The organism is Pseudomonas sp. F8002, from assembly GCF_013385495.1.
In the GTDB taxonomy this organism is placed as follows: Bacteria; Pseudomonadota; Gammaproteobacteria; order Pseudomonadales; family Pseudomonadaceae; genus Aquipseudomonas.
Window position 1 is genome coordinate 358,933 of record NZ_JACAPW010000002.1, and the last position, 22,667, is coordinate 381,599.

Annotated in this window: 22 protein-coding genes and 1 tRNA gene; 13 read left to right on the top strand and 10 right to left on the bottom strand. The window is 60.6% G+C overall.

Annotation, left to right across the window (positions count from 1 at the left end; all coding sequences use genetic code 11):
• The first annotated feature begins 10 nt into the window (after positions 1–10).
• Genes HX811_RS04025 through HX811_RS04040 form a run of 4 tightly spaced genes read left to right on the top strand, consistent with a single transcriptional unit; the run spans position 11 to position 3,364 of the window.
• Positions 11–1,312, top strand: a complete 1,302-nt coding sequence (locus HX811_RS04025) for an FAD-binding oxidoreductase (RefSeq protein WP_177044848.1) — start codon at positions 11–13, stop codon at positions 1,310–1,312.
• Positions 1,313–1,341: 29 nt separating this feature from the next.
• A complete protein-coding gene (locus HX811_RS04030) occupies positions 1,342–2,475 on the top strand; it encodes a polyamine ABC transporter substrate-binding protein (RefSeq protein WP_177044849.1) in 1,134 nt (377 codons plus the stop codon).
• A 30-nt stretch (positions 2,476–2,505) separates the two neighbouring features.
• Positions 2,506–2,898 carry a GFA family protein gene (locus HX811_RS04035; RefSeq protein WP_003210231.1) on the top strand — a complete coding sequence of 131 codons (393 nt, stop codon included), beginning with the start codon at positions 2,506–2,508 and terminating at the stop codon, positions 2,896–2,898.
• A complete protein-coding gene (locus tag HX811_RS04040; protein WP_177044850.1) occupies positions 2,891–3,364 on the top strand; it encodes a GNAT family N-acetyltransferase in 474 nt (157 codons plus the stop codon). The genes HX811_RS04035 and HX811_RS04040 overlap by 8 nt, the downstream gene beginning before the upstream one ends.
• Before the next feature lie 218 nt (positions 3,365–3,582).
• Here HX811_RS04040 and HX811_RS04045 read toward each other — a convergent pair whose 3' ends face one another.
• On the bottom strand, positions 3,583–4,245 hold the full coding sequence (locus HX811_RS04045) for a DUF2268 domain-containing putative Zn-dependent protease (protein WP_177044852.1): 663 nt from the start codon (positions 4,243–4,245) through the stop codon (positions 3,583–3,585).
• Positions 4,246–4,429: 184 nt separating this feature from the next.
• Between HX811_RS04045 and HX811_RS04050 the strand changes: the two genes are divergently transcribed.
• Both HX811_RS04050 and HX811_RS04055 read left to right on the top strand, forming a co-directional pair.
• Positions 4,430–5,527 carry a carboxynorspermidine decarboxylase gene (locus HX811_RS04050; protein ID WP_003211413.1) on the top strand — a complete coding sequence of 366 codons (1,098 nt, stop codon included), beginning with the start codon at positions 4,430–4,432 and terminating at the stop codon, positions 5,525–5,527.
• Positions 5,528–5,556: 29 nt separating this feature from the next.
• Positions 5,557–6,801: a saccharopine dehydrogenase family protein gene (locus HX811_RS04055; RefSeq protein ID WP_003211412.1), complete on the top strand. Its 1,245-nt coding sequence runs from the start codon at positions 5,557–5,559 to the stop codon at positions 6,799–6,801.
• Positions 6,802–7,002: 201 nt separating this feature from the next.
• On the opposite strand, the gene HX811_RS04060 is transcribed toward HX811_RS04055, so the two are convergent.
• The 3 genes from HX811_RS04060 to HX811_RS04070 form a co-directional block, all read right to left on the bottom strand.
• Complete coding sequence (locus HX811_RS04060; RefSeq protein ID WP_177044854.1) at positions 7,003–9,276, bottom strand: hypothetical protein; 2,274 nt, start codon at positions 9,274–9,276, stop codon at positions 7,003–7,005.
• A gap of 51 nt (positions 9,277–9,327) precedes the next feature.
• Positions 9,328–9,402 (bottom strand) — tRNA-Lys (locus tag HX811_RS04065).
• A gap of 247 nt (positions 9,403–9,649) precedes the next feature.
• Positions 9,650–10,429: an IclR family transcriptional regulator gene (locus tag HX811_RS04070; RefSeq protein ID WP_008435411.1), complete on the bottom strand. Its 780-nt coding sequence runs from the start codon at positions 10,427–10,429 to the stop codon at positions 9,650–9,652.
• Positions 10,430–10,644: 215 nt separating this feature from the next.
• Here HX811_RS04070 and HX811_RS04075 point away from each other — a divergent pair, with 215 nt between their 5' ends.
• The 4 genes from HX811_RS04075 to HX811_RS04090 are packed head-to-tail and all read left to right on the top strand — an operon-like array spanning position 10,645 to position 14,103.
• Positions 10,645–11,427, top strand: coding sequence for an ABC transporter substrate-binding protein (locus tag HX811_RS04075; protein ID WP_177044856.1), 783 nt, complete (start codon positions 10,645–10,647; stop codon positions 11,425–11,427).
• Positions 11,424–12,092, top strand: a complete 669-nt coding sequence (gene ehuD, locus HX811_RS04080; protein ID WP_177044858.1) for an ectoine/hydroxyectoine ABC transporter permease subunit EhuD — start codon at positions 11,424–11,426, stop codon at positions 12,090–12,092. Before HX811_RS04075 ends, ehuD begins: the two co-directional genes overlap by 4 nt.
• A complete protein-coding gene (locus tag HX811_RS04085) occupies positions 12,089–12,841 on the top strand; it encodes an amino acid ABC transporter ATP-binding protein (RefSeq protein ID WP_008435413.1) in 753 nt (250 codons plus the stop codon). Before ehuD ends, HX811_RS04085 begins: the two co-directional genes overlap by 4 nt.
• Positions 12,838–14,103 carry an FAD-binding oxidoreductase gene (locus HX811_RS04090; RefSeq protein ID WP_177044860.1) on the top strand — a complete coding sequence of 422 codons (1,266 nt, stop codon included), beginning with the start codon at positions 12,838–12,840 and terminating at the stop codon, positions 14,101–14,103. The genes HX811_RS04085 and HX811_RS04090 overlap by 4 nt, the downstream gene beginning before the upstream one ends.
• Positions 14,104–14,165: 62 nt before the next feature.
• Here the strand turns inward: HX811_RS04090 and HX811_RS04095 are convergent, their stop codons facing one another.
• The gene (locus HX811_RS04095) at positions 14,166–14,852 is read right to left on the bottom strand and encodes a M24 family metallopeptidase (RefSeq protein ID WP_087694233.1); all 687 of its coding nucleotides are present in this window, start codon (positions 14,850–14,852) and stop codon (positions 14,166–14,168) included.
• 486 nt (positions 14,853–15,338) lie between these two features.
• Here HX811_RS04095 and HX811_RS04100 point away from each other — a divergent pair, with 486 nt between their 5' ends.
• Positions 15,339–15,686: a DUF6124 family protein gene (locus tag HX811_RS04100; RefSeq protein ID WP_003211399.1), complete on the top strand. Its 348-nt coding sequence runs from the start codon at positions 15,339–15,341 to the stop codon at positions 15,684–15,686.
• A gap of 115 nt (positions 15,687–15,801) precedes the next feature.
• On the opposite strand, the gene glsB is transcribed toward HX811_RS04100, so the two are convergent.
• Positions 15,802–16,710, bottom strand: a complete 909-nt coding sequence (gene glsB / locus HX811_RS04105; RefSeq protein ID WP_177044862.1) for a glutaminase B — start codon at positions 16,708–16,710, stop codon at positions 15,802–15,804.
• A 206-nt stretch (positions 16,711–16,916) separates the two neighbouring features.
• On the opposite strand from glsB, the gene HX811_RS04110 reads away from it, so the two are divergent.
• Entirely contained in the window at positions 16,917–17,375 is a 459-nt protein-coding gene (locus HX811_RS04110; protein ID WP_177045053.1) for a signal peptidase II, read from the top strand.
• A 162-nt stretch (positions 17,376–17,537) separates the two neighbouring features.
• On the opposite strand, the gene HX811_RS04115 is transcribed toward HX811_RS04110, so the two are convergent.
• The 3 genes from HX811_RS04115 to HX811_RS04125 are packed head-to-tail and all read right to left on the bottom strand — an operon-like array spanning position 17,538 to position 20,992.
• On the bottom strand, positions 17,538–18,752 hold the full coding sequence (locus HX811_RS04115; RefSeq protein ID WP_177008620.1) for a nucleoside permease: 1,215 nt from the start codon (positions 18,750–18,752) through the stop codon (positions 17,538–17,540).
• A gap of 42 nt (positions 18,753–18,794) precedes the next feature.
• Positions 18,795–19,847 (bottom strand): sugar phosphate isomerase/epimerase, encoded by a 1,053-nt coding sequence (locus HX811_RS04120; RefSeq protein WP_177045055.1) that lies wholly within the window; start codon positions 19,845–19,847, stop codon positions 18,795–18,797.
• Positions 19,848–19,861: 14 nt separating this feature from the next.
• Positions 19,862–20,992, bottom strand: a complete 1,131-nt coding sequence (locus HX811_RS04125; protein WP_177045057.1) for a Gfo/Idh/MocA family protein — start codon at positions 20,990–20,992, stop codon at positions 19,862–19,864.
• Between the two features lie 167 nt (positions 20,993–21,159).
• Here HX811_RS04125 and HX811_RS04130 point away from each other — a divergent pair, with 167 nt between their 5' ends.
• Positions 21,160–22,155 (top strand): LacI family DNA-binding transcriptional regulator, encoded by a 996-nt coding sequence (locus HX811_RS04130; RefSeq protein ID WP_177035424.1) that lies wholly within the window; start codon positions 21,160–21,162, stop codon positions 22,153–22,155.
• On the opposite strand, the gene HX811_RS04135 is transcribed toward HX811_RS04130, so the two are convergent.
• Positions 22,149–22,559 (bottom strand): hypothetical protein, encoded by a 411-nt coding sequence (locus HX811_RS04135; RefSeq protein ID WP_003211385.1) that lies wholly within the window; start codon positions 22,557–22,559, stop codon positions 22,149–22,151. The two genes, HX811_RS04130 and HX811_RS04135, sit on opposite strands and share 7 nt — an antisense overlap.
• Positions 22,560–22,667: the final 108 nt, after the last annotated feature.

The following is a 22,667-nucleotide window of genomic DNA, read 5'->3' on the forward strand; positions in this document are numbered from 1 at the left end:
GAGGATCTTCATGGAAAACACATGTGGCTGGATTGCCCAGACTGAAAGCCTCCCCGCCCGGGACCGACTCACCGGCCTACAAAAAGCCGACTGGCTGGTGATCGGCGCCGGCATCACCGGTTTGTGTGCGGCCCACAACCTGGCCGAGATGCACCCCGAGGCGCGCATCGTGATCGTCGACCGCCAGCGCGCCGCCCAAGGTGCCTCAGCGCGTAATTCCGGCTTTGTGGTGGCCCATGAGCATCCCGCTGCAAGTGAACTGATGGGCAACGCAGGCTTCGCTGACTTTGAGGTGGACACCGCGATCTCCCGCGCAGCCAGCGATGAAGTGCGCGAGCGCATCGCCCGCCATGCCATCGACTGCGACTTTCGGGACAGCGGCTACTACTTCGCCGTGCACGATCGCGACAAGCTTGCGCATGTGGATGCCAAGTTGGCGACCTTGCGTGCCGCGGGTGCTTCAGCGCAGTTCCTGCAAGGTGCCGCACTCGCGCAGACACTCGGCACCGAGCATTACCAGGCCGCCATCTGGTGCGGCCACGGCAACGCCTTGCTGCAACCGGCGAAGTATGTGAAGGGTTTGCTCGAAGCGCTGCCGGACAACGTGACGCTTTATGAGAACACCGACATCACCGGCCTTGAGCGCATGGCCAATGGCGGCATTCGCGCCGACGGCCTGGACGCCTGCATTGAAGCCGGCCAGGTGCTGGTGTGCCTCAACGCCTTTATTCCACGGGTGGGCCTTGAGGCCAGTGCGACGTTCCCGATGGAACTCAGCGCCAGCCTCACCCGCCCTCTCAGCGATGAGGAATACCGCCGGATCGGCGCAGTGGAACCGTGGGGCGTGCTGTCCACGCGGCCACTGGGTGCCACGGTGCGCCTGACACCGGACCATCGGGTGATGATCCGCAACACAGCGGAGTACCGCACCCGGGACTTGTCCAACGGCGACCTGTTGCACCGGCGCCAACACCATGTAAAGGGCTTGCAGCGACGCTTCCCGTGGCTGACCGAACAAGACATCCACTACACCTGGACCGGCCACTTGAGCGCCTCCCGCAGCGGCCAACCGTATTTCGCGCGGGTCGAAAGCAACCTGTATGCCGTCGCGGGCTGCAACGGTTCAGGCGTGGCCCGCGGCACGCTGTGGGGTCGACTGCTGGCCGAGTGGGCGTCGGGCCAGACTTCCTCGCTCCTGCACTCTGTGATGCACAGGGCACAGCCCGGCTGGCTGCCACCCCGGCCGTTGTTCGACATCGGTGCCATGCTGCGTATGGGCGTGGAAACGGTTCGAGCGCGGACAGAAATCTAGAACAAGAAACCTCGATAAAGGTGATTCACATGCACATCAACAGTCTGTCCCTGGCGGTCATCCTCAGCGCGCTCCCGGCGGCTGTGTACGCCGCCGAAGAAGTGAACATTTCCAACTGGAACGGCTACATCGCCGATGACACCTTGACCAGTTTTACCAAAGCGACCGGGATCAAGGCGACCTACGACATTCACGACAGCAATGAAGTGCTGGAATCCAAGCTGATGACCGGCAATACCGGTTATGACGTGGTGAGCCCGTCCAACCACTTCCTCTCGCGGCTGATCAAGGCCGGGGCGATCCAGAAGCTCGACCGAAGCCAACTGCCCAACTGGAAAAACCTCGACCCGTTGCTGATGAAAAAGCTGGAGACCAACGACCCGGGCAACCAGTACGGCTTCCCGTACATGTGGGGCACGGCGGGGATTGGCTACAACGTCGAGAAGATCAAGGCGATCTTCGGCACCACCGACGTCACCCATTCCTGGAGCCTGTTCTTTGATGAAAACAACATCAAGAAACTCAGCGCCTGCGGCGTGGCGATTATCGACAACCCCACGCAGATCCTGCCGATCACCCTCAACTACCTGGGCCTGCCGCACCACAGCCACGAACCGGCCGACTACAAAAAGGCCGAGCAGGCGCTGTTGAAAATCCGCCCCTACATCCAGTACTTCCATGCCTCCAAGTACATCAGCGACCTGGCGAACGGCAATATCTGCGCAGTGATCGGCTTTAACGGCGACGTGGTACAGGCTGCCGCCAGCGCCAGGGAAGCGAAAAACGGTATCAGCATCGCCTACTCGATCCCGGACGAAGGCTCGACGTTGTGGCTGGACATGGTGGTGATGCCCAAGGGTGCACCGCACGAGAAAAACGGCTATGCCTATATGAATTACCTGCTGGAGCCCAAGGTGATTGCCAACATTAGCAACAGCATCCACTACGCCAACCCCAACAGCGCGGCGGATGAGCTGGTGACCCCTGAGGTGAAGCAAGACCTGGCGATCTACCCGCCGAAAAGCGTGATGGACAAGCTGTTTATCGTGGAGGACCTGCCGCCAGCGATTGCGCGGCTGGCCACTCGGTTGTGGACCAAGTTGAAGACCAATACGTCATACCGAAAACCGGACTTGCTCAAGGCTCATGGGAGAGCGGTATAGTCACTCCATTGAGCTTGGGATTGAATCAACATGGAAGGACTTCACCAGGGTAGCTGCCTGTGCGGCGCGGTCAGCTACCGAGTATCGACACCGCTGAAAGCTGTGACGCATTGCCACTGCAAAAAATGCCAAAAGAGTCATGGCTCCGCCTTCGCGACATACGCGAGTGCTCCGAAATCGTCGGTGCACATCGAGTCTTCGCTGCAAACGCTCAAGGCTTATGAATCTTCCGAGGGTGTGTTTCGTGAGTTTTGCTCACGCTGCGGCTCGTCGATGTTCTGGTCCGATATCAATGGTGTTTACCCAGACTGGGTCTCGATAGCAATCGCTACACTCGATACGCCGCTCTTGCCTGGCAAGCAGGAGCACTCCTGCGTTGACTCCAAGGCCGCTTGGCTGGATCTGGAGAATCGCAGTGGCTGAATCAGAGGACGGTTTGTCGATACGCACCCTCTCGGCGTTGCCCGAAGAGATCCTGGTATTGGAAGCAGAAGCCGTCGCCGAAGGGTTCAGGTTTCTCACGCGACTCGTTGCAGAGTGGCACAACGACGCCAACCGATTCGACCAGCCAGGCGAATGTCTTTTGGGCGTATTCAGCAACGGGCAGTTGATCGCCGTTGGCGGTTTGTCCCATGACCCTTACGCCGGTCCGGAGGTTGGCAGGCTGCGCCGGGTGTACGTCGCACGGGCATCAAGGGGACGCCAGGTGGGCAAAGCGTTGGTGGGCCAGCTTTTGGCACGCGCTGCGCAATCCTTCCATGTCGTGCGCCTGTCTACCGACACCCACGAGGGCGCAAGCTTTTATCTGCGCTGCGGGTTTGAGCCGGTACAGGACGAACATGCAACCCACGCTAAATCATTAATTGATCAGAAGGCTTCATGCAGGTGATCAACGACAACCGGCCTGAATACGTTCGGGGGAGATGACGGTTTAATGTCAGTGTGGGTGCGTTTTTGTCATGTGGGAGCTGTCGAGCTTTAGCGAGGCTGCGATAGAGGTGTGTCAGGCGGCTTATTTATCGGCTGTGCCGCCGCCTTCGCAGCCTCGCTGAGGCTCGACAGCTCCCACAGGGGATAGGGGTTGTTTGGTGGGCTTGTGTTTCAAAGTCAGGCCACCAACCCCGCTTTGGCGGCATTGGCGAGTATGTCTTGGGCGGGTACATTGACCCATGTGGCGGCGTCCACCTCGCCCTGTTTTGCCAGCCAGGCCTCCACCATCTGGTAGCCCAGCGTGTATCCCAGCCATCTTGGCCGCGCGCCGGTACCAAAGAACCATTCACTGTGATCGTAATACGTGGATTCTAGAAGCTGGCGGTCTACCGGGGCACTCAGCAGTTCCTGGGGGGCAAGCGCCCGCTCCCACAACTCCGGCTCACTGCCCAGCACCTGCCGCACAAACTGCCCGGCCAGGCCCTCACTGACCATCGCCTCCCCCAGCGTCCAGCCATAACCGGGGCCCGCCATGCGCAGGCAATGGTGCACCTCATGCACCACGTGTCGACGCAATGCACCGCTTCGCAGGCTGGTGAGGAAATTCGGGTTATCGGGATCAAGGGTCATGCTGAACATCGTGCTGCGATAAGCACGGCCCACCAGGCCAAGTTCCGGAAGGGTCTCCCCCGGCAACCCCTGGATCAGAATGTCCAGCCGCGGCGGCGGCAGCAGTTGCGCGATTGCCTCGTAGGCAACCTCAAACTCTCGGATCAACTCCGGGCGAAACTGCGCCAGGCTCCCCGAAGCTTCCAGCCAATGCAGCGTCCATGCGTCCATTCTCACCTCTCGTCGCCCAAGCCGTGGTCCGTTATCAAAGCGGCTCATCATACCTACGGGCTGTCATATTCACAGGCCAGCTTATAACCGGGCCAGCAAATTCCGCTGACTAACCTTTCGATCTGTCCCAAGTGCGGGCACAATGCGTGTCCTTTTTTGGCAGGCACCGCCGCAGGCTCTGAAAATGATCAAAACGCCGTACTACCTCATCGACAAACAGAAGCTTCTGGTCAACATGCAGAAGATCGCCTACGTGCGCGAACAGTCCGGCGCCAAGGCTCTGCTGGCCCTCAAATGCTTCGCCACCTGGTCGGTGTTCGACCTGATGCAGGAATACATGGACGGCACCACCTCGTCGTCGCTGTACGAGCTCAAGCTGGGTCGCCAGAAGTTCGAAGGTGAAGCCCACGCCTACAGCGTGGCCTGGGCCGACGATGAAATCGAAGAGATGCTCGACAACTGCGACAAGATCATCTTCAACTCCATCAGCCAGCTGCAGCGCTTCGCCGAGCGCAGCGAAGGCAAGACCCGCGGCCTGCGCGTCAACCCGCAAGTGAGCAGCTCCGACTACCTGCTGGCCGACCCGGCGCGCCCGTTCAGCCGCCTGGGCGAGTGGGACCCGGTGAAGATCGAAGGTGTGATCGAGCAAATCTCCGGCTTCATGTTCCACAACAACTGCGAGAACGGCGATTTCAACCTGTTCGACCAGATGCTCAACACCATCGAAGAACGCTTCGGCGCGCTGCTGCACAAGGTCAACTGGGTCAGCCTCGGCGGCGGCATCCACTTCACCGGTGAAGGCTATGCCATCGACGCCTTCTGCCAGCGCCTCAAGGCGTTCTCGCAGAAGTACGACGTGCAGGTGTACCTGGAACCCGGCGAAGCGGCGATCACCAACAGCGCCTCCCTGGAAGTGACCGTGCTCGACACCCTCTACAACGGCAAGAACCTCGCCGTGGTAGACAGCTCCATCGAAGCCCACCTGCTGGACCTGCTGATCTATCGCCTGAACGCCAAGCTGGCGCCAAGCAATGGCGAACACACCTACATGGTGTGCGGCAAGTCGTGCCTGGCCGGGGACATCTTCGGTGAGTACCAATTTGATCAGCCGCTGGCCATCGGCGATCGACTGTCGTTCATCGACACGGCAGGCTACACCATGGTCAAGAAAAACTGGTTCAACGGCCTGAAAATGCCGTCCATCGTAGTGAAACAACTCGACGGTACAGTCGAAGTGGTTCGTGAATTTGGTTACGACGACTACCTGTCCAGCCTTTCGTAAAGCGGACAGATAAAGGAGAGATAAAGCAATTGAAAAAGAACGTTCTTATCATTGGTGCAGGAGGTGTCGCCAAGGTGGTGGCCCACAAGTGCGCGCAGCACAACGACGAACTCGGTCGTATTGCTATCGCGTCGCGCAACATCTCCAAATGCCAGGCCATCATCGACAGCGTCAAGGCCAAGGGTAGCCTCAAGGTACCCGCCGACATCCAGGCCTTCGCGCTGAACGCTTTGGACGTGGAAGCGACCAAGGCACTGATCCGCGAGACTGAATCGCAGATCGTCATCAACGTCGGTTCCGCGTTCCTCAACATGTCGGTATTGCGTGCCTGCATCGACACCGGCGTGGCGTACCTCGACACCGCCATCCACGAAGAGCCGGGCAAGGTCTGCGAGACCCCGCCGTGGTACGGCAACTACGAATGGAACCACCTGGAAGAGTGCAAACAGAAGAACATCACGGCCATCCTTGGCGTGGGCTTCGACCCGGGTGTGGTCAACGCTTATGCAGCGCTGGCGCAACAAAAGCATTTCGACCGCATTGATTCGATCGACATTCTCGACGTCAATGCCGGCTCCCATGGCAAATATTTCGCCACCAATTTCGACCCGGAAATCAACTTCCGCGAATTCACCGGACAGGTGTGGAGCTGGCAGAACAGCCAGTGGACCAGCAACACCATGTTCGAAGTCAAACGCACCGACGACCTGCCTGTGGTCGGTTCGCAGAACCTGTACCTGACCGGCCACGATGAAGTGCACTCGCTGTCGAAAAACCTCGACGTGCCCAATGTGCGTTTCTGGATGAGCTTCGGCGAACACTACATCAACGTGTTCACCGTGCTGAAAAACCTCGGCCTGCTCTCCGAAAAACCGGTCACCACCGCCGAAGGCCTGGAAGTCGTGCCGCTGAAACTGGTCAAGGCCGTGCTGCCCGACCCGTCGTCGCTGGCGCCTGGCTACACCGGCAAGACCTGCATCGGCGACCTGGTCAAGGGGACCAAGGATGGCCAGCCACGCGAGCTGTTCATCTACAACGTGGCCTGCCACGAAGAAGCCTTCGCCGAGACCGACAGCCAGGGCATCTCCTACACCGCCGGCGTACCGCCGGTAGCCGCAGCGCTGCTGGTTGCCCGTGGCGAGTGGGACGTGAAGCACATGGCCAACGTCGAGGAACTGCCGGCTGAGCCGTTCCTGAAGGCGCTGGACGTGATGGGCTTGCCGACTCGCATCAAAGACGAGAACGGTGACCGTGCCTGGGATGCGATTGCCTGACAGGCGATAGTTGACCGAACAAAAAAATGCGCCCTCAGGGGCGCATTTTTTGTTGGGGCTCACACCAATCTCAAAGAATGATGAAGATCAAAATGTGGGAGCGGGCTTGCTCGCGAATGCGGTGTGCCAGTCACTGCATCTGGCGACTGATACACCGCATTCGCGAGCAAGCCCGCTCCCACACTTGAATCTTAAGCGTCACTACTGCTTATCAGCTCGGATTGAAGTAACTTCCTGCGGGGGTAGTAACCAATGCCGCGTCGTTGTCCATCCCAGAAAAACTCTCGCACCATCCTCAGTTGGAGCGCGCTGAGGCAATACTTCGCCAGCACAAGCCTTGCGCAAGCCGCTCATCAACGGCAGGAATCTTTCTCGAAAAGCCACTGGCTGAATGGCGAAATAAGCCTCAATAGACGCCAAGGCTTCTCTGCGATCATCTTCATCGAGCATCGCCAGGTAGAACACCATCTGGCGCCAGGCATAGGCGGTATTTTTGAGCATTATCAACCGAGCATGATAATGCTCGATCTTCATCTGATGCCGTCTACATATCCACTCAAAACACGCCTGCACCATGCTGCCTAATTTAGACCGTAGCAAAACCTTCAACCCAAGCGATTCAAACAATACCGCAAGGTTCTGCGTGGTTAAAATCTGCTGCTGCTCAAGAATGGTGCCATTGGTTGCCGGATGCCAAGTGCCTAACTCAGCTCCCGCACGCCTCGCGCACAAGGCAGCGAACGCATCGCTCGCCACTCGCGCTTGTCGCCGCCCTCGGGTGACGAGGCCGGCCAGCTCGTCGGTATCAATGGCGTAGTAACGTATATAAAGTGACCCTGCTATCACCGGCCCCGTTCGCCTGGCAACGTCAGCGAACTTACTGGAAAACTGCCCCATGAAGATATCTGCAGCGACCTCTTCCACGAAGGGAAGATCTAGTTCCGCAGTGTCCGCCAGTGCTCCATACTCCTTGAGAAGCTTGTTAGGAAGGATAGCGTAAGGGAAGGCATGAAGCGTTAATGCCGCTGACTCAACGAGGGATTGTCTGGCGACACTGGCTGCACCAATGCCTGACTGCCGGTCGCGCTCAATGGCAGCAATCCAGGGCAACTCACTCAGGCCAACCTGACGCTCAAGATTCAACAGTAACAATGAACGCCGCCGACGGAACGCCCGGTAGGTCGAGGCGTAGACCATCCTCAACGCTTCGTCCCGCAACCCCGAGCTAGTAAGCTGAGCGGTCATCGCGGGCAGCACCCGTGCGACTGTGTCACCCGAAGTGATCAGCCCATGCTTGATCAGTTCGCCAATCGTCCCGCTCCGACAGCGTTGAATACGGCGCAGGATCGCCGTTGGTATCGCGACACCCTCGGCCTGCGCACATTCCGATGCCTCCGCAGCAGTGAGCGGCGCGGCCAAATCGACAAAATCCGAAATGCCACTTCGCGCTGGATACTTGGACAGACGCTTTGCCACGACACGCGCAATTAGATGATGCTCTGGCCCCGCCACCTGGCGAAGCTGGTTCGCGCGGAACGCTAAGTGAGAGGCAGAGTCCGGAGTGCCATGTTTGCGCACGAAGTCATCGACAATTCGTCGTATACGACCTACCTGACGCCCTGTAAGCGATTCAGCATTGCGGGAGCATTGCGCCAGTAAAGAAAACAGTTCCGCCAAGCGGTCAGGGGAGCACCTGTCGATGCCAAGCCTTTTATAATTTTCCTCCAGTTCGGCCGCCTGCTCGTGCCACTGAGGTGGGTAATCACGGCAAGGCCAGCCAGCCTGATAAGTCAGGAGGAAATGTGCGATGGCGGAATCATAAAGGGGTAACCGTCTTGTGATCGCCTGTTTCTGCACAGCGATCTGAGTCTGAGCAGGCAAGGTTATAAGAGACTGCTTCACCTCACCCGCGTCAACTACATGTACCTGCGTCGCGGAGATCGGAAGCTGCGTAGAGATCGACGGAAAGAAACGCAATCGGTCAAAAAAAGGAACAATGGCCTCTATGAGGGCACGCGCCTCGTCAGTACGCCGCTGGCCTGACAACCAAGCCACGGTCAGTAACGCTGCCTCTTCCGGCACATCGACTCGATAGTCACAACTGGCCAGAAGCTGCTGCAGCGCATCAAGACCGTCATCTGTGAGATGCCAGGCATTGATATCCAACCGCTCAAACCCTCGACGAATCCCCGGGAGGGAGGCGGCCAGTTCACGCTCATAGTCGGTCAATTCGCCACCTGCCAACAGATTACCGGTAGCGAACCCCCCTGTAGTTACTTCCAGCGTAACCCAGGCGGGAACCTCAGCAATCGGGGTACGAGAGCCATACTCTGCGGTGCTTTGCAGAATGTGCGCAATAACCTGTTTCCAGCGCGAGATGCGTCTGCGGGCATTAAAACGGGCGAGAGGGCTACAAGTTTGATCGTGCGCAAGCAGTGCCCTGGACAGCTGGAAGACTGCATAACCTGCATCCATGCTAGTCACTCCGTGTAATCTGGAAGTATGTCCAGACTGCTGTGTAATGGCTGGGTCCGGAGGCTGGATTCGAACCAGCGCCCACCCGGTTAAGAGCCGAGTGTTCTACCGCTGAACTACTCCGGAACAGTGAGCGCATTGTCGAGCAATGCCTTGAGAATGTGAAGGACCCCTACCCTTATTAAGATTTAACTGACAGAGATGTTTGCTTTCCTACAGGCACCCATAAATTTCAAAGAATACTGAAGATCAAAATGTGGGAGCGGGCTTGCTCGCGAAAGCGGTGGGTCAGCCGATACATGTGTGACTGAGCCACCGCATTCGCGAGCAAGCCCGCTCCCACATTGGATTTGCTGTGCTCTTGAGAATGGGGCTATTCAAGATTGCGGGCCGAATTGCTCAACGCCCTTGAGCACTGCAACAACGCCGGCGCCAACTGCTTCTCTGCATCCGCCCGGCTCCAGCGACTGGTCGGCGCCACCACATGCACCGCCGCCACCGGCCGACCGTTCGCCCCCAGCACCGGCGCGCCGATGGTCATGTCCCCCAGGAACAGTTCCTGGCCATTCACCGCATAGCCTTGCTCGCGCACCTGCTGCAACGACTCCATGATCCTGTCGACCTCAGTCAACGTCTGGCTGGTGTGCGCCACCCGCTGGCTGTGCTCGATCAATGCCAGCGCCTCATCCTGCGGCAACGCACTCAGATACGCGCGCCCCGACGCCGTGCAATACATCGGCACCCGCGAGCCAATCGGCATGTGTACCGGCACGAAGCCCGAGCTGACAAACCGCGCGATATACGTCATGTCGTAACCCGCAGGCTCGGTCAGGCACGAGGTTTCTCCCGTCAGGCGGGTCAATTCCGAGAGGAACGGGTTGGCCACTTCAATCAGCGAATGCGCATCCAGATAACTGAAGCCCAACTCCAGCACCCGTGGTGTGAGTTGGTAATGACGGGTGCGCGAGTGTTTCCGAAGGTAACCCAGGCTCTCGAGGGTAAACACCATGCGCTGGGCCGAGCTTTTGGTCATGCCGGCGGCTTCGGCCACCTCTGCAAGGCTCATGCTGCGGCGCTGGGCGCTGAATGCCTTGAGCACCGACAGGCCCTTTTCCAGGGATTGGTTGTGCAAGCTGTTGCGTTCTTCGGACATGGCGAACTCGCGGTCAGGTCGATCAAGCGTGGCGATATTTCTACACGAAATCGCGAAATTCGACCACTAAAAATCGCATACCGATACGAATGGTTCATTTTGTTTAATTTCAGTAGCGTAAAACGATTTTATTTAATCGAAATGGCACAGAGCTTGCGGTTTGCTCGGTAACCGCTCGCGGTACTGACGATCCGTTTTCCTTCTGGAGTAACCCGATGAACAGTCTTTCGCCCTTGTTTCGCCGCCTCGCCTTCGGTCTTTGCGCCACCTTTTGCGTGGCCACCGTGCACGCCGCCGGTGCAGCCTCGTACAAAGTCGGTGCAACGGCCAGCGGTTCGCCGTTCACCTTCCTCGATATCAAGAGCAACAGCATCCAGGGCGTGATGGTCGACGTCGCCAATGCTGTGGGCAAGGCCGGTGGTTTCACCAGCGAAATCGAGCAGACCAACTTTGCCGCGCTGATCCCGTCCCTCACCTCGGGCAAGCTCAACTTCATCGCCGCCGGCATGCTCAAGACCCCGGAACGCGCTCAAGTAGTGGACTTCAGCGCGCCGGTGTACGCCTACGGTGAAGGCCTGATCGTGAGTGCCGACGACAACGCGACCTATACCGACCTCAGTTCCTTGAAGGACCAGGTAGTGGGTGTACAAGCCGGCACGATCTTCTACGACATGCTCAACAAGCTGGGGATCTTCAAGGAAATCCGCACCTACGACTCCATCGGCGAAATGGTCCGCGACCTGAGCCTGGGCCGCATCAAGGCCGCCGTGGGTGACCAGCCGGTGGTGGCGTACCAGATCCGCCAGAAGCTGTTCAAGGGCGTGAAGCTCGCCGCCGACTACAAGCCGGTCAACGTCGGCGAGGTGTGCCTGGTGGTGCGCAAAGGCGACAGCGAAACCCTCGAACGCCTGAACCAGGCCATCGCCAGCATCAAGGCCGACGGCACCCTGGACGCGATCCTGAAGAAGTGGGGGCTTGATGCCCAGGTGCAGCCATGAACCCGGCTGAATTCCTGCAAAATGCCCGGGACTTCCTGCCGATCCTGCTGCAAGGCGCCTGGGTGACGATCCAGATCACCGTGCTGTCGTTCCTGCTCAGCAGCGCGATCGGCCTGGTGCTGGCGCTGCTCAAGCTGTCGCCGATCAAGGCGCTGTCGTGGGCGGCGAGCACCGTGATCAATGTGATTCGCGGCCTGCCGATCATCGTGCAGCTGTTCTACATCTACTTCGTGTTGCCGGACATGGGCGTGCACCTCAGTGCATTCCAGGCGGGTGTGATCGGCATGGGCATCGCCTACTCGGCGTATCAGGCGGAGAACTTCCGTACCGGCATCATCGCCGTCGAACAGGGCCAGCGTGAAGCCGCCGAAGCCCTGGGCATGCGCTCGGTGCTGATGATGCGCCGGGTGATCCTGCCCCAGGCGTTTCGCATCGCCTTGCCGCCCTACGGCAACACCCTGGTGATGATGCTCAAGGACTCATCGCTGGTGTCGACCATCACCGTGGCCGAGATGACGCGCCAGGGCCAACTGATCGCCTCGTCCACCTTCCGGAACATGACCGTCTACACCCTGGTCGCCCTGCTCTACCTGCTGATGAGCCTGCCGCTGGTGTATGGCCTGCGCCGCATGGAACAGCACCTGGGTCGGAGGAAAAAAGCATGATCGAGATTCGCCAACTGCAAAAGCACTACGGCACCCATCGCGTGCTGCACGGCGTCGACCTGGACGTGGCCAAGGGCGAAGTGGTGTGCCTGATCGGCCCGTCCGGCTCGGGCAAATCCACCTTGCTGCGCTGCATCAACGCCCTGGAAGCCTACGACGGCGGCACCATCAACGTGTTCGGCGAAACCGTGCAACGTGGCAGCAAGACCGTACACGCCCTGCGCAGCCGCATGGGCATGGTGTTCCAGCGCTTCAACCTGTTCCCCCATCGCACCGTGCTGGAAAACGTGATGGAAGGCCCGGTGTACGTCAAGGGCGAACCGCTGCAACAGGCCCGGGAAGAAGCCTTGGCGCTGCTGGATAAAGTCGGCCTGTCGGCCAAGGCCGATGCCTACCCGGAACAACTCTCCGGCGGCCAGCAACAGCGGGTGGCCATCGCCCGCGCACTGGCGATGAAACCCGACGCCATGCTGTTCGACGAACCCACTTCGGCCCTCGACCCGGAACTGGTGGGCGATGTGTTGGAGGTGATGCGCACCCTCGCGGACGAAGGCATGACCATGATCGTGGTGACCCACGAAATGGGCTTTGCCCGGGAAGTGGCCGACCGCGTGTGCTTCCTGCACGGCGGCTACATCGTGGAGAGCGGGCCGGCCGAGCAGGTGCTGGGCAACCCGCAACAACCGCGCACCCAGGACTTCCTGCGCCGCGTGCTGCACCCGACGGCCAATACCCGGAGCCTGTCATGAAGTCACTCTGGGCAGCGACGGCGCCCGCTGCACCGCCGACACCCGCGCTGGCTGAGTCATTGAAGGTGGACGTGGCCATCGTCGGCGCCGGGTATACCGGTTTGTCGACAGCCCTGCACCTCGCGGAGCGCGGCGTCAGCGTGTGCGTGCTGGAGGCCAACGAGCCCGGCTGGGGCGCGTCCGGGCGCAATGGTGGGCAGGTCAACCCGACACTCAAATACGACCCGGATCAACTGGTGCAGATGTACGGTGCCGAGCGCGCCGAGCCACTGATCAACACCGTGTCCAACTCGGCAGACCTGGTGTTCAACCTGATCGAGCGCCATGGCATTGACTGTGCGCCCACACGCAAGGGCTGGATGCAGGTTTCCTATTCCGAAAAAGGCGTGGCGGGCCTGCACGCCCGGGCCGAACAGTGGGCACGTCGCGGGGTGCCGGTGCAGCGCCTGGATGCCGGCGCGGTGTCCGCCCGCATGGGCAGCCAGGCGTTTGCCGGTGGCTGGCTGGACGGTCGCGCGGGTGCCATCCAACCCTTGGCCTATGCTCGGGGCCTGGTGCGTGCAGCCCAGGCGGCGGGCGTGCGCATTCATGGGCAGAGCGCAGTGACCGCGATGCAACAGGCGGGCGCGGGCTGGAAGTTGCAGACCGCGAGCGGCGCGCAGGTGTCGGCCGGCCAAGTGGTACTGGCCACCAACGGCTACAGCGGCGACTTGTGGCCCGGCATGGCCCAGAGTGTGCTCGCGGCCAACAGTTTTATCGTCGCCACCCGGCCCTTGAGCGGGCCTGGGGCCGAGAGCATTTTGCCGGGGCAGGAAACCGTCTCAACCGCACAGCGCCTGTTGCTTTACTTTCGCAAGGATGCCCATGGCCGCCTGCTGATGGGCGGGCGCGGGTTGTTCGAAGATCCCACCGGGCCCGCGGATTTTGCGCACCTGGAACGTTCGCTGGCACTGCTGTTTCCGCAGCTGGGCAAGCTGGACTTCGAGTACCGCTGGGCGGGCCGGATCGCGATCACCCGGGACTTTATGCCCCACGTCCACGAGCCCGCACCTGGCCTGACCCTGGCATTGGGCTGTAACGGACGCGGGATTGCCTTGTGCACCAGCCTCGGCCAGCAATTGGCCGGGCGCCTGTGTGACAGCCGCTCCGACTTCGCTTACCCGGTAACGCCTTTGCAGCGGTTGCCACTGCATGGCTTGCAACGCTTCTACATCGGCGCGGGCGTGGCGTGGTACAGCCTGCTGGATCGCCTCTCCCTGTAGGAGCGAGCTTGCTCGCGAAAAAACCGAAGGCGCCGCGTGTCCTCAGGAGACCGGCGCCTTCGTCAAAGCTCGCAGACCTTTCCCTCATCACTGAAGAAATAGATATTTTCATGCTTGTAGCCCCAGCGACCGCCTCGCTCGCGAGCATGCGGCTCGAAGGTAAAGCACGTCACCTCCTCCAGGCGCCGATGATTGCCCGCCTCGATGTAGAGCCTTTGGTCACGCTGCTCGCAGATGCTGTGGCCGACGTTGCCGGCGAAATCGAGGTTCTCGAAACCCTCGGATGCGATCAGGTCATTGGCGAACGCGTGGAGATCGTTGAACGTGGTTTCAGGCCGGGCGAATGTGCGCATCATCGCGTGTAGCAGGTGCTCGACTTCATAACCCCTGCTGAACTCGGCCCCCACCGGCACCGCCCGGCACACGCCCTCCTCCACATAGAAAGAGCGGGCACAGTCGCCCCACACATTGCCTGCTCTCGGGCTCAAATCCACCGTGATCAGATTGTGTAAACCAACGGCTTCATCACTGGGCCGATAGTCGCGTCCCGACACCGAAAGCGCACTGCGCGAACCCAGCAATACGAAGGCCGGGCAGTCGTAATACCAGGTCTGCGGATAGCCGGAATCCGCGAGCATCTGCGTCGCCATTTCGGCGATGGAGGCTTCGGTGGACTGTGGCGTGATCCGCGTAACGAGCTGCTGCAGCACCGACTTGGCGGCGGCCTGGACCACGCGATTAGGCAACATGGATTGTCTCTGACTGATGAGGGATTGCGTCGATGGTAGCAGCACTCTCCTCGACAGGGAGACGCACTCGGATTTTAAGCTCGTTCCCACGCAGAGCGTGGGAGCGATCAATAGCCGGAGCACCGACTTGGCGGGGCCTGGACGACACGATTGGGCAACATGGACCGTCTCTGACTGAGGGAGACATGCTCGGATTTTTCCGACAACTGTTTCAGGTTGTCGGTCGGACCCGGGCTGACTAACCTCCCGCAGTCGCTGCCAATTCAGCGACCGGATTTGACCGTCCGCAACCATAGAACAACTGCGCCAAAACCGATCTTGGGCGTTTTTTTTACGCCTGATGTATTGTGTCGCGGCAGCTGTGCGCGGGATACCTTCGGGTATGCCGGTTTTGTTCTTTGGGCCGGTCGGTCAACCCGCGTATAGCTGCCACCCTAATCGTTTGACCGCGAATCGTGGCAGCTCCATTCACAAAGGAGCTTCACCATGATTAAAGACAGCCCCAATCCCCCACCGCACACCGACCGGCTTCAAGAAGCCGCTTACCGCGCCATTCACCACTATCTGAAACCTGACGCCCAACCCCAACCGCCTGAACCCACCGAGCTACCGTTCGATGGATTATTTACCGTGCGTACGGACCTGGACACGGAAACCTTGCTGGCCAATGCCTCGCAAGACCTGGCGTCGATCAATGTCATCGCCGCTCACCTGGCCTTCGAAGTCGATGGTACCCAGCGCAACGTGGCGCTGGGCATTTGCCGGATGCTGGAAGGTGTGCAGATGCTGGTCGACAAAGCGCTGGATCGATGCGCGCAAACCAGCCCGCGCTGAGCTCGTTCCCACGCTCCGCGTGGGAATGCAGACTGTGACGCTCCGCGTCACAAAGGCAGACGCAGAGCGTCCAGGGCAGCGCTCCCACGCAGAGCGTGGGAGCGATCAAGTCTCTTCAAAAAACCGACCATCCGATCCGCTCGCTCAACAACTCCAACGCCTTCATCCCCGCCAGGGAATTGCCCGCCGCATTCAGCTCCGGTGACCACACGCACACCGTAAACAGCCCCGGCACCACCGCGAGAATCCCGCCGCCTACCCCGCTCTTGCCCGGCAAGCCAACGCGATAAGCAAAGTTCCCCGCCTCGTCATACAGCCCGCTGGTGGCCATGATCGAGTTCACTTGCTTGGTCTGGCGCGCCGTCAGAATCTGCTCGCCGCTGTGGGTGCACACCCCCTCATTCGCCAGGAAGCAAAATGCCTTGGCCAGGTCCAGGCAGCTCATCTGCAATGCGCAATAGTTAAAGTAGCTGTGCAGCACTGCATCCACGTCATTGTGGAAGTTGCCGAAGGACTTCATCAGGTACGCCATGGCCGCATTACGCGCACCGTGCTGGGCTTCGGATTCGGCCACCACGCTGTTGACCAGGATCTGCGGATTGCCCGACAACCGCCGCACAAAATCACGCATGGACAAAATAGGCACGGCAAAGCGCGATTGGTTGATGTCGCAGATCACCAGCGCACCGGCGTTGATAAACGGGTTGCGTGGCCGCCCGCGCTCGAACTCCAGCTGCACCATGGAGTTGAACGGCTGCCCCGAAGGTTCGTGGCCCAGGCGTTCCCAGATGCTTTCGCCGCCATGGTCGATGGCCTGCACCAGGCTGAATACCTTGGAGATGCTCTGTACGGAGAACAAGGTGTGGGCATCACCCGCGCAGTAGGACGAGCCGTCATTGCCATACACGGCAATGCCCAGTTGCTGGGCCGGCACGTCGGCGAGCGCGGGGATGTAGTCGGCGACCTTGCCGAGGCCGATCAGTGGACGGACTTCGTCGAGGATCGACTCCAACAGGGCCTGCATGTTGTGTTCTGGCATGGTTTGGGAATAGTTGTTGAGCGGGGCGCGGAGGATACCTGAAACGCCGGGGCCAGGCAGGCTGCCGGTGCAAAGATGGACGCTGCGCAGGCCGTGCTATATCTTCGGGCCGCCGACTCAGGCGAAAAACATGAAGGAGTGAAACGTTGAAGAAGCAGGACGCCTTGAGAGGACGAAGCTTTGCGGTGCTGATGGGCATTGCGTTTATCGCCGTGGACCAGTTGATCAAACTGCTGGCGCTGTTTTCGCTTCAAGCCACAACGTTCCGGTTCGGTTCAAGCCCGGTCAACATGGCCTTGGAGCTGAGCTTGAACCCGGGTGCGTTCCTCAGCTTGGGCGCTAGCCTGCCAACCCAGGTCAAGCAACTGATCTTTATCGTCGGCGTGGCCGCGGTGGTGTGCTGGGCGGGTTATTGGGCCTGGACGAACTGGAACCATTCCCTGCGCAAGGCCGCACCACTTTTCCTGATTGCCCTGGGCGGCGCCGGGAACCTGATTGACCGGGTCTTTCGCGACGGCCATGTCGTCGATTATCTGGTGGTGAATGTCGGCCCGCTGCATACGGGTGTGTTCAATCTCGCCGATATCGCGATCACTCTGGGTGCGTTGTTGCTGATGCTGGATCTGTTCAAGAGCCCCGGTAAACCCTGAGTTCCACACCAGCCAACAACACGCTCAAACAGGCAAAGAGAATCAGTGTGGGAGCTGGCTTGCCTGCGATGCAGACACCTCGATGTATCAGTTGCACCGAGGCGATGCTATCGCAGGCAAGCCAGCTCCCACCTTTGATTTTGGCTGGCCTTGACATCGTACTCAGCCAGCCACCCGCTCCCGCCCCTTGAACGCCAGCGAAAAACAAAAAAAGATCACCAACGCAAACCCCGCCGGAAACAACCAGATGCTGCGCCAGTCATGGCTGCCACCCGCCGCCACATAGTGGTCGGTCACCTGCCCCGCCACCCAGAACCCGATCAACATGCCCACACCGTACGTAGCCAGGGTAATCAGCCCCTGCGCCGAACTCCTGAAGCGCTCCGGCGCTTTCGCGTCGGTGTAGATCTGCCCCGAGACAAAGAAGAAGTCATAGCAGATGCCATGCAGCGCAATCCCGGTAAACAGCATGAAGGCCAGCTCGCCATTATTGCCGTAGGCGAACAGCGCATAGCGCAGCGCCCACGCCAGCATGCCCACCAACAGCGCGACCTTGATGCCAAAACGCTGGATGAACAGCGGCAATAGCAGCATGAACAGCACCTCGGACACTTGCCCAATGGCCATTTTTGCCGTGGGGTTGGTCACGCCGATTTCCGCGAGAAACGGGTTGGCGTTCTGGTAGTAGAACGCCAGGGGAATGCAGATCAGGATCGAGGCGATGAAGAACACCAGGTAGCTGCGATCCTTGAGCAACCCCAGCGCATCCAGCCCGAGCAGTTGCTTGATATCACCCTTGCCCGCCTCGGCTTTCAAGGGCGCGGTACGCGGCAAGGTGAAGCTGTAGAAACCCAGCACCACTGACGCGATGGCAGACATCAGGAAGGTGTTGCGCAACGCGCCCGTGGTGATCGACTGCTGCGAATCCCAGGCGAACACAAAGCTGATCACCAGCCCCGCAACAATCCAGCCCAGGGTGCCCCACACACGGATGCGCGAAAACTCCTGGGCCGGGTCGCTCATTTGCCGGAAGGCCACCGAGTTCACCAGTGCCAGGGTCGGCATGTAGATGACCATGTATGCCAGCACGTAGGGATAAAAGCCGACGAAGTCCGGCGCGCGGTACAGCTGGTACAGCAGCACCGCGCCGATCAGGTGCAGCACCGCCAGGATGCGCTCGGCGTTGAAGTAGCGGTCGGCGATCAGGCCGATGATAAACGGGGCGATGATCGCCCCCCACGACTGGGTGGAAAACGCCATGCCGATCTGCCCGCCGCTGGCCCCCAGGTTGCTGGCGAGGAAGGTGCCGAGGGTGACGAACCAGCCGCCCCAGATAAAGAATTGCAGGAACATCATGACGCTCAGTCGCGCTTTCATTGTGGTCACCGTTTTATTGTTATTTTGGGGCAGAAGCGCTGTTCAGGCGTCGGGCAGGCCCAGCAGCCGTCGGTTGGATTGCTCGTCGGATGTCACGCCGGCGAAGTCATCGAATGCCTTGCTGGTCTTGCGGATCATGTGCTGGCGGATGAACTCCGCCCCTTCTGCCGCGCCTTGTTGCGCGTCCTTCAGGCAGCACTCCCACTCCAGCACGGCCCAGCCGTGGAAGTCGTACTGGGTGAGCTTGCTGAAGATCGATTTGAAGTCGATCTGGCCATCGCCCAATGAGCGAAAACGGCCAGGGCGGTCGACCCATCCTTGGTAGCCGCCATACACGCCGGAGCGCGCGTCGGGGCGAAACTCGGCGTCCTTGACGTGGAACATGCGGATGCGCGCGTGGTAGCGGTCGATGAAGCCCAGGTAATCCATTTGCTGCAGCAGCAGGTGGCTGGGGTCGTAGAGAATGTTGGCCCGGGGATGGTGGTCGACGGCTTCGAGGAAGCGCTCGAAAGAGGCGCCGTCGTGAAGGTCTTCGCCGGGGTGGATTTCGTAGCACAGGTCGACGCCGGCCGCCTCGAAGCAATCGAGAATCGGCAGCCAGCGCTTGGCCAACTCGGCAAAGCCTTGCTCCACCAGGCCGCTGGGGCGTTGTGGCCAGGGGTAGATGTACGGCCAGAGCAGCGCGCCGGAGAAGGTCGCGTGGGCCGTCAAGGCAAGGCGCTGGCTGGCGCGGGCGGCGAGTTTCAATTGGTCGATGGCCCACTCGGTCCGTGCCTGGGGCTGGCCGCGCAGATGGGCCGGGGCGAAGTCGTCGAACAGCGTGTCGAATGCCGGGTGCACGGCCACAAGTTGGCCCTGCAGGTGGGTCGATAGCTCGCTGATTTCGACGCCGGCATGGGCGCAGGTCGCCTTGAGTTCATCGCAGTAGGCCTGGCTTTCTGCAGCGCGGGCCAGGTCAATGTAGCGGGTGCCGAGTGTGGGCAACTGGATCGCCTTGTAGCCCTGGGATGCCGCCCATTGGGCGATGTTGGCCAGGGTGTCGAAAGGCGCTTCGTCCGAGATGAACTGGGCGAGAAAAATGCCTGGGCCGCGCATGTCTGTAGTCTCCTTCATGGGTGGTTCGCCAGGGTGGTCCACTTCGCCTCGCCGTGATGGTTGGCGATCACGGCTTCGATAAAGGCCATGCCGCGCACGCCGACTTCGATGCCGGGTACGCCAACGGCCTCGGTGCCCTGGCGAATGGCCTTGGCGAAGTCGCGGTAGAGGTTGGCCATGGCTTCCAGGTAACCCTCGGGATGCCCGGCGGGCAGGCGCATGCGCTGCAATGCCGCGTCGCACAGCCAGGGCTGGCCGACGCCGGAACGCAGGATGCGCAGCGGTTGGTCGAGGGAACGATGGATCAGACTGGCGGGTTCTTCCTGGCGCCATTCCAGGCCGCCCTTGTCGCCATAGAGGCGGATCTTCAGCGGGTTCTCTTCACCGGCACACACTTGGCTGGCGATCAGCACGCCGCTCGCGCCGGAGGCCATCTTGAACAGCATGGCGGCATCGTCATCCAGTTGCCGACCGGGTACATGGATGCCCAGGCTCGCGCAAAGCTGTTCGATCGGTTGGTCGGCGATGAACTCGGCCAGGGAAAAGGCGTGGGTGCCGATGTCGCCGATGCAGCCGCCCAGTCCCGACAGCTCGGGCCGGCTGCGCCAGTCCGCCTGTTTGTTGCCCTGCCCGGCCACGTCCTGGCTGAGCCAGCCTTGTGGGTACTCGACGATCACTTTGCGCAACGCGCCGATCACGCCATTGCGCACCATGTCGCGGGCCTGCCACACCATCGGGTAACCCAGGTAGGTGTGTGCCAGCCCATAAAGCCCGGAACCGTTTTTGACAACGTCTGCCAGCGCCTGCACTTCAGCAAGATTGAGCGCGGCCGGCTTCTCGCTGAACACGTGGAAGCCCGCCTGCAGCGCCTGGGTCGCAATCGGTGCATGCAGATGATTGGGGGTGACGATCACCAGCAGCTGCATGCGCTGCTCGGCCGGGAGTGCCTGTTCGGCGGCGAGCATCTGCTGCCATTCGCTGTAACAGCGGGACGCGGGCAGGCCCAGCGCATTGCCGGTGCTCCGGTTGTTCTCGGGCTCACGGCTGAAGGCACCGCACACCAGTTCATAACACCCATCCAGCCCCGCCGCCTGGCGGTGAGCCTGGCCGATGAAGGCGCCTTCGCCGCCGCCAACAAAGCCCATTCTTATTTTTTGCACAGCAACCGTCATCGCAAGTCTTCTCTTTATGGGCAATTACCGATCATGATGTAACCGGTTACATCGTGCCGGAAATTTAGGCCTGGTTGCTCGCGGTGTCAAACCCCGACTGCGGTAAACTTGCAGGCTGCTGTTCTGATAACGAGGTGGTCTTGTCCAATATTCGTGAAGTCGCCCGGCTGGCCGGGGTCTCGGTGGCCACCGTGTCCAGGACCCTGGCCAGCCCTGAACGCGTGTTGCCCGAGACCCGCGACAAGGTCAACGCCGCCGTGGAACAGACCGGCTACCGGCCGAACCGCATGGCGGTGCAATTCCGTTCGCGGCGCACCGGCAACCTGGTGATCCTGGTGCCGGCGATTGCCAACACGTTTTTCGCCCGGGTCATCAGCGGTGCACAGCAAGCGGCGCAGGCATCGGGTTATCGGTTGCTGTTGTGCGACACTCGGGGCCAGGCAGAAATCGAAAAACAGTTCGCCGAACTGGTCCACGCCCATCAGGCCGATGGTGTGATTCAGTTGCGGGCCTCGGACCCGTTCAGCGACTGCAGCGACTCACCGCCACTGGTGAACGCCTGCGAGGTGATCCAGGACGGTCGCCACCCCACCATCAGCCTCGACAACCGTGGCGCCGCCCGGGCCATGACCCAGCACTTGATCGACCTCGGCCACCGCCGCATCGGCTTGATCAAAGGCCCGAAAAGCAGCCCACTGACCCGTGACCGCGTGGCCGGTTATGAAGATGCCTTGCTCGCGGCGGGCATCCCCCGCGACCCGGCGCTTATCTGCCACGGCGACTTCACCCTGCACGCCGGTTTCGAGGGCGCAGGCAACATGCTCGCCCTGCCCGAGCGGCCCACTGCGCTGTTCTGCGAGAACGACGAAATGGCCATCGGCGCCTTGAAGCGCATCAAGCAACAGGGCCTGCGCGTGCCCCAGGATATTTCCCTGGTGGGCTTTGATGACATCCCCTTCGCGGCCTACTGCGACCCGCCGCTGACCACCATTGCCCAGCCTGCCGAAATCTTCGGCCGCAAGGCCGTCGAGATGCTCATCGCACTGATCGAGAAAACGCCGCTGCCGGAGCGTCAGGTTGTAGTGCCGTTCGAACTCACAGTACGCGGCAGCACGGCAGCGCCCCACACTCAATAGTGCGCCACATCCGACACCTGGGTATCCAGCACGTCCCGCGCCAATGCCCAGGCCTGATCCGTGGATTCCACCACCAGCAACGGGTAGCCCCACGCCTTGCCGAACATCACGGCAAACGGCTTGAGCGCCAGGCGCTTGGCTGCGCTGGGCTCCACCTGGATCATGCCTTTGACGAAAGTACGCAGGGCCACCTTGTGCTTCTTCATCCAGATCGAGGCCTGTTTGCGTTCTTCGTGTGAATGCTCGTGAGTGCTTTCATCCACGGCTTTCTCGTGCAGCAGGACGAAGGGTTCCTCGCGCTGCAACAAGGCCTCGAATGCGCCAAAGGTATCTTGCGGGGGGGTGTCGCTGGGGGCGTCAAACACGATTTTCACCACGGGGAATGTTGAACTGTCGAGTTGCATGGGAAGCTCCTTTAACGAGAATGTTTCTCATGATAGCCATGCCATCACTGGACGCCATTGCACAGAATGGCCAGAATGTTTCGCATTCCAGCCAAGACGCCGCGCCGC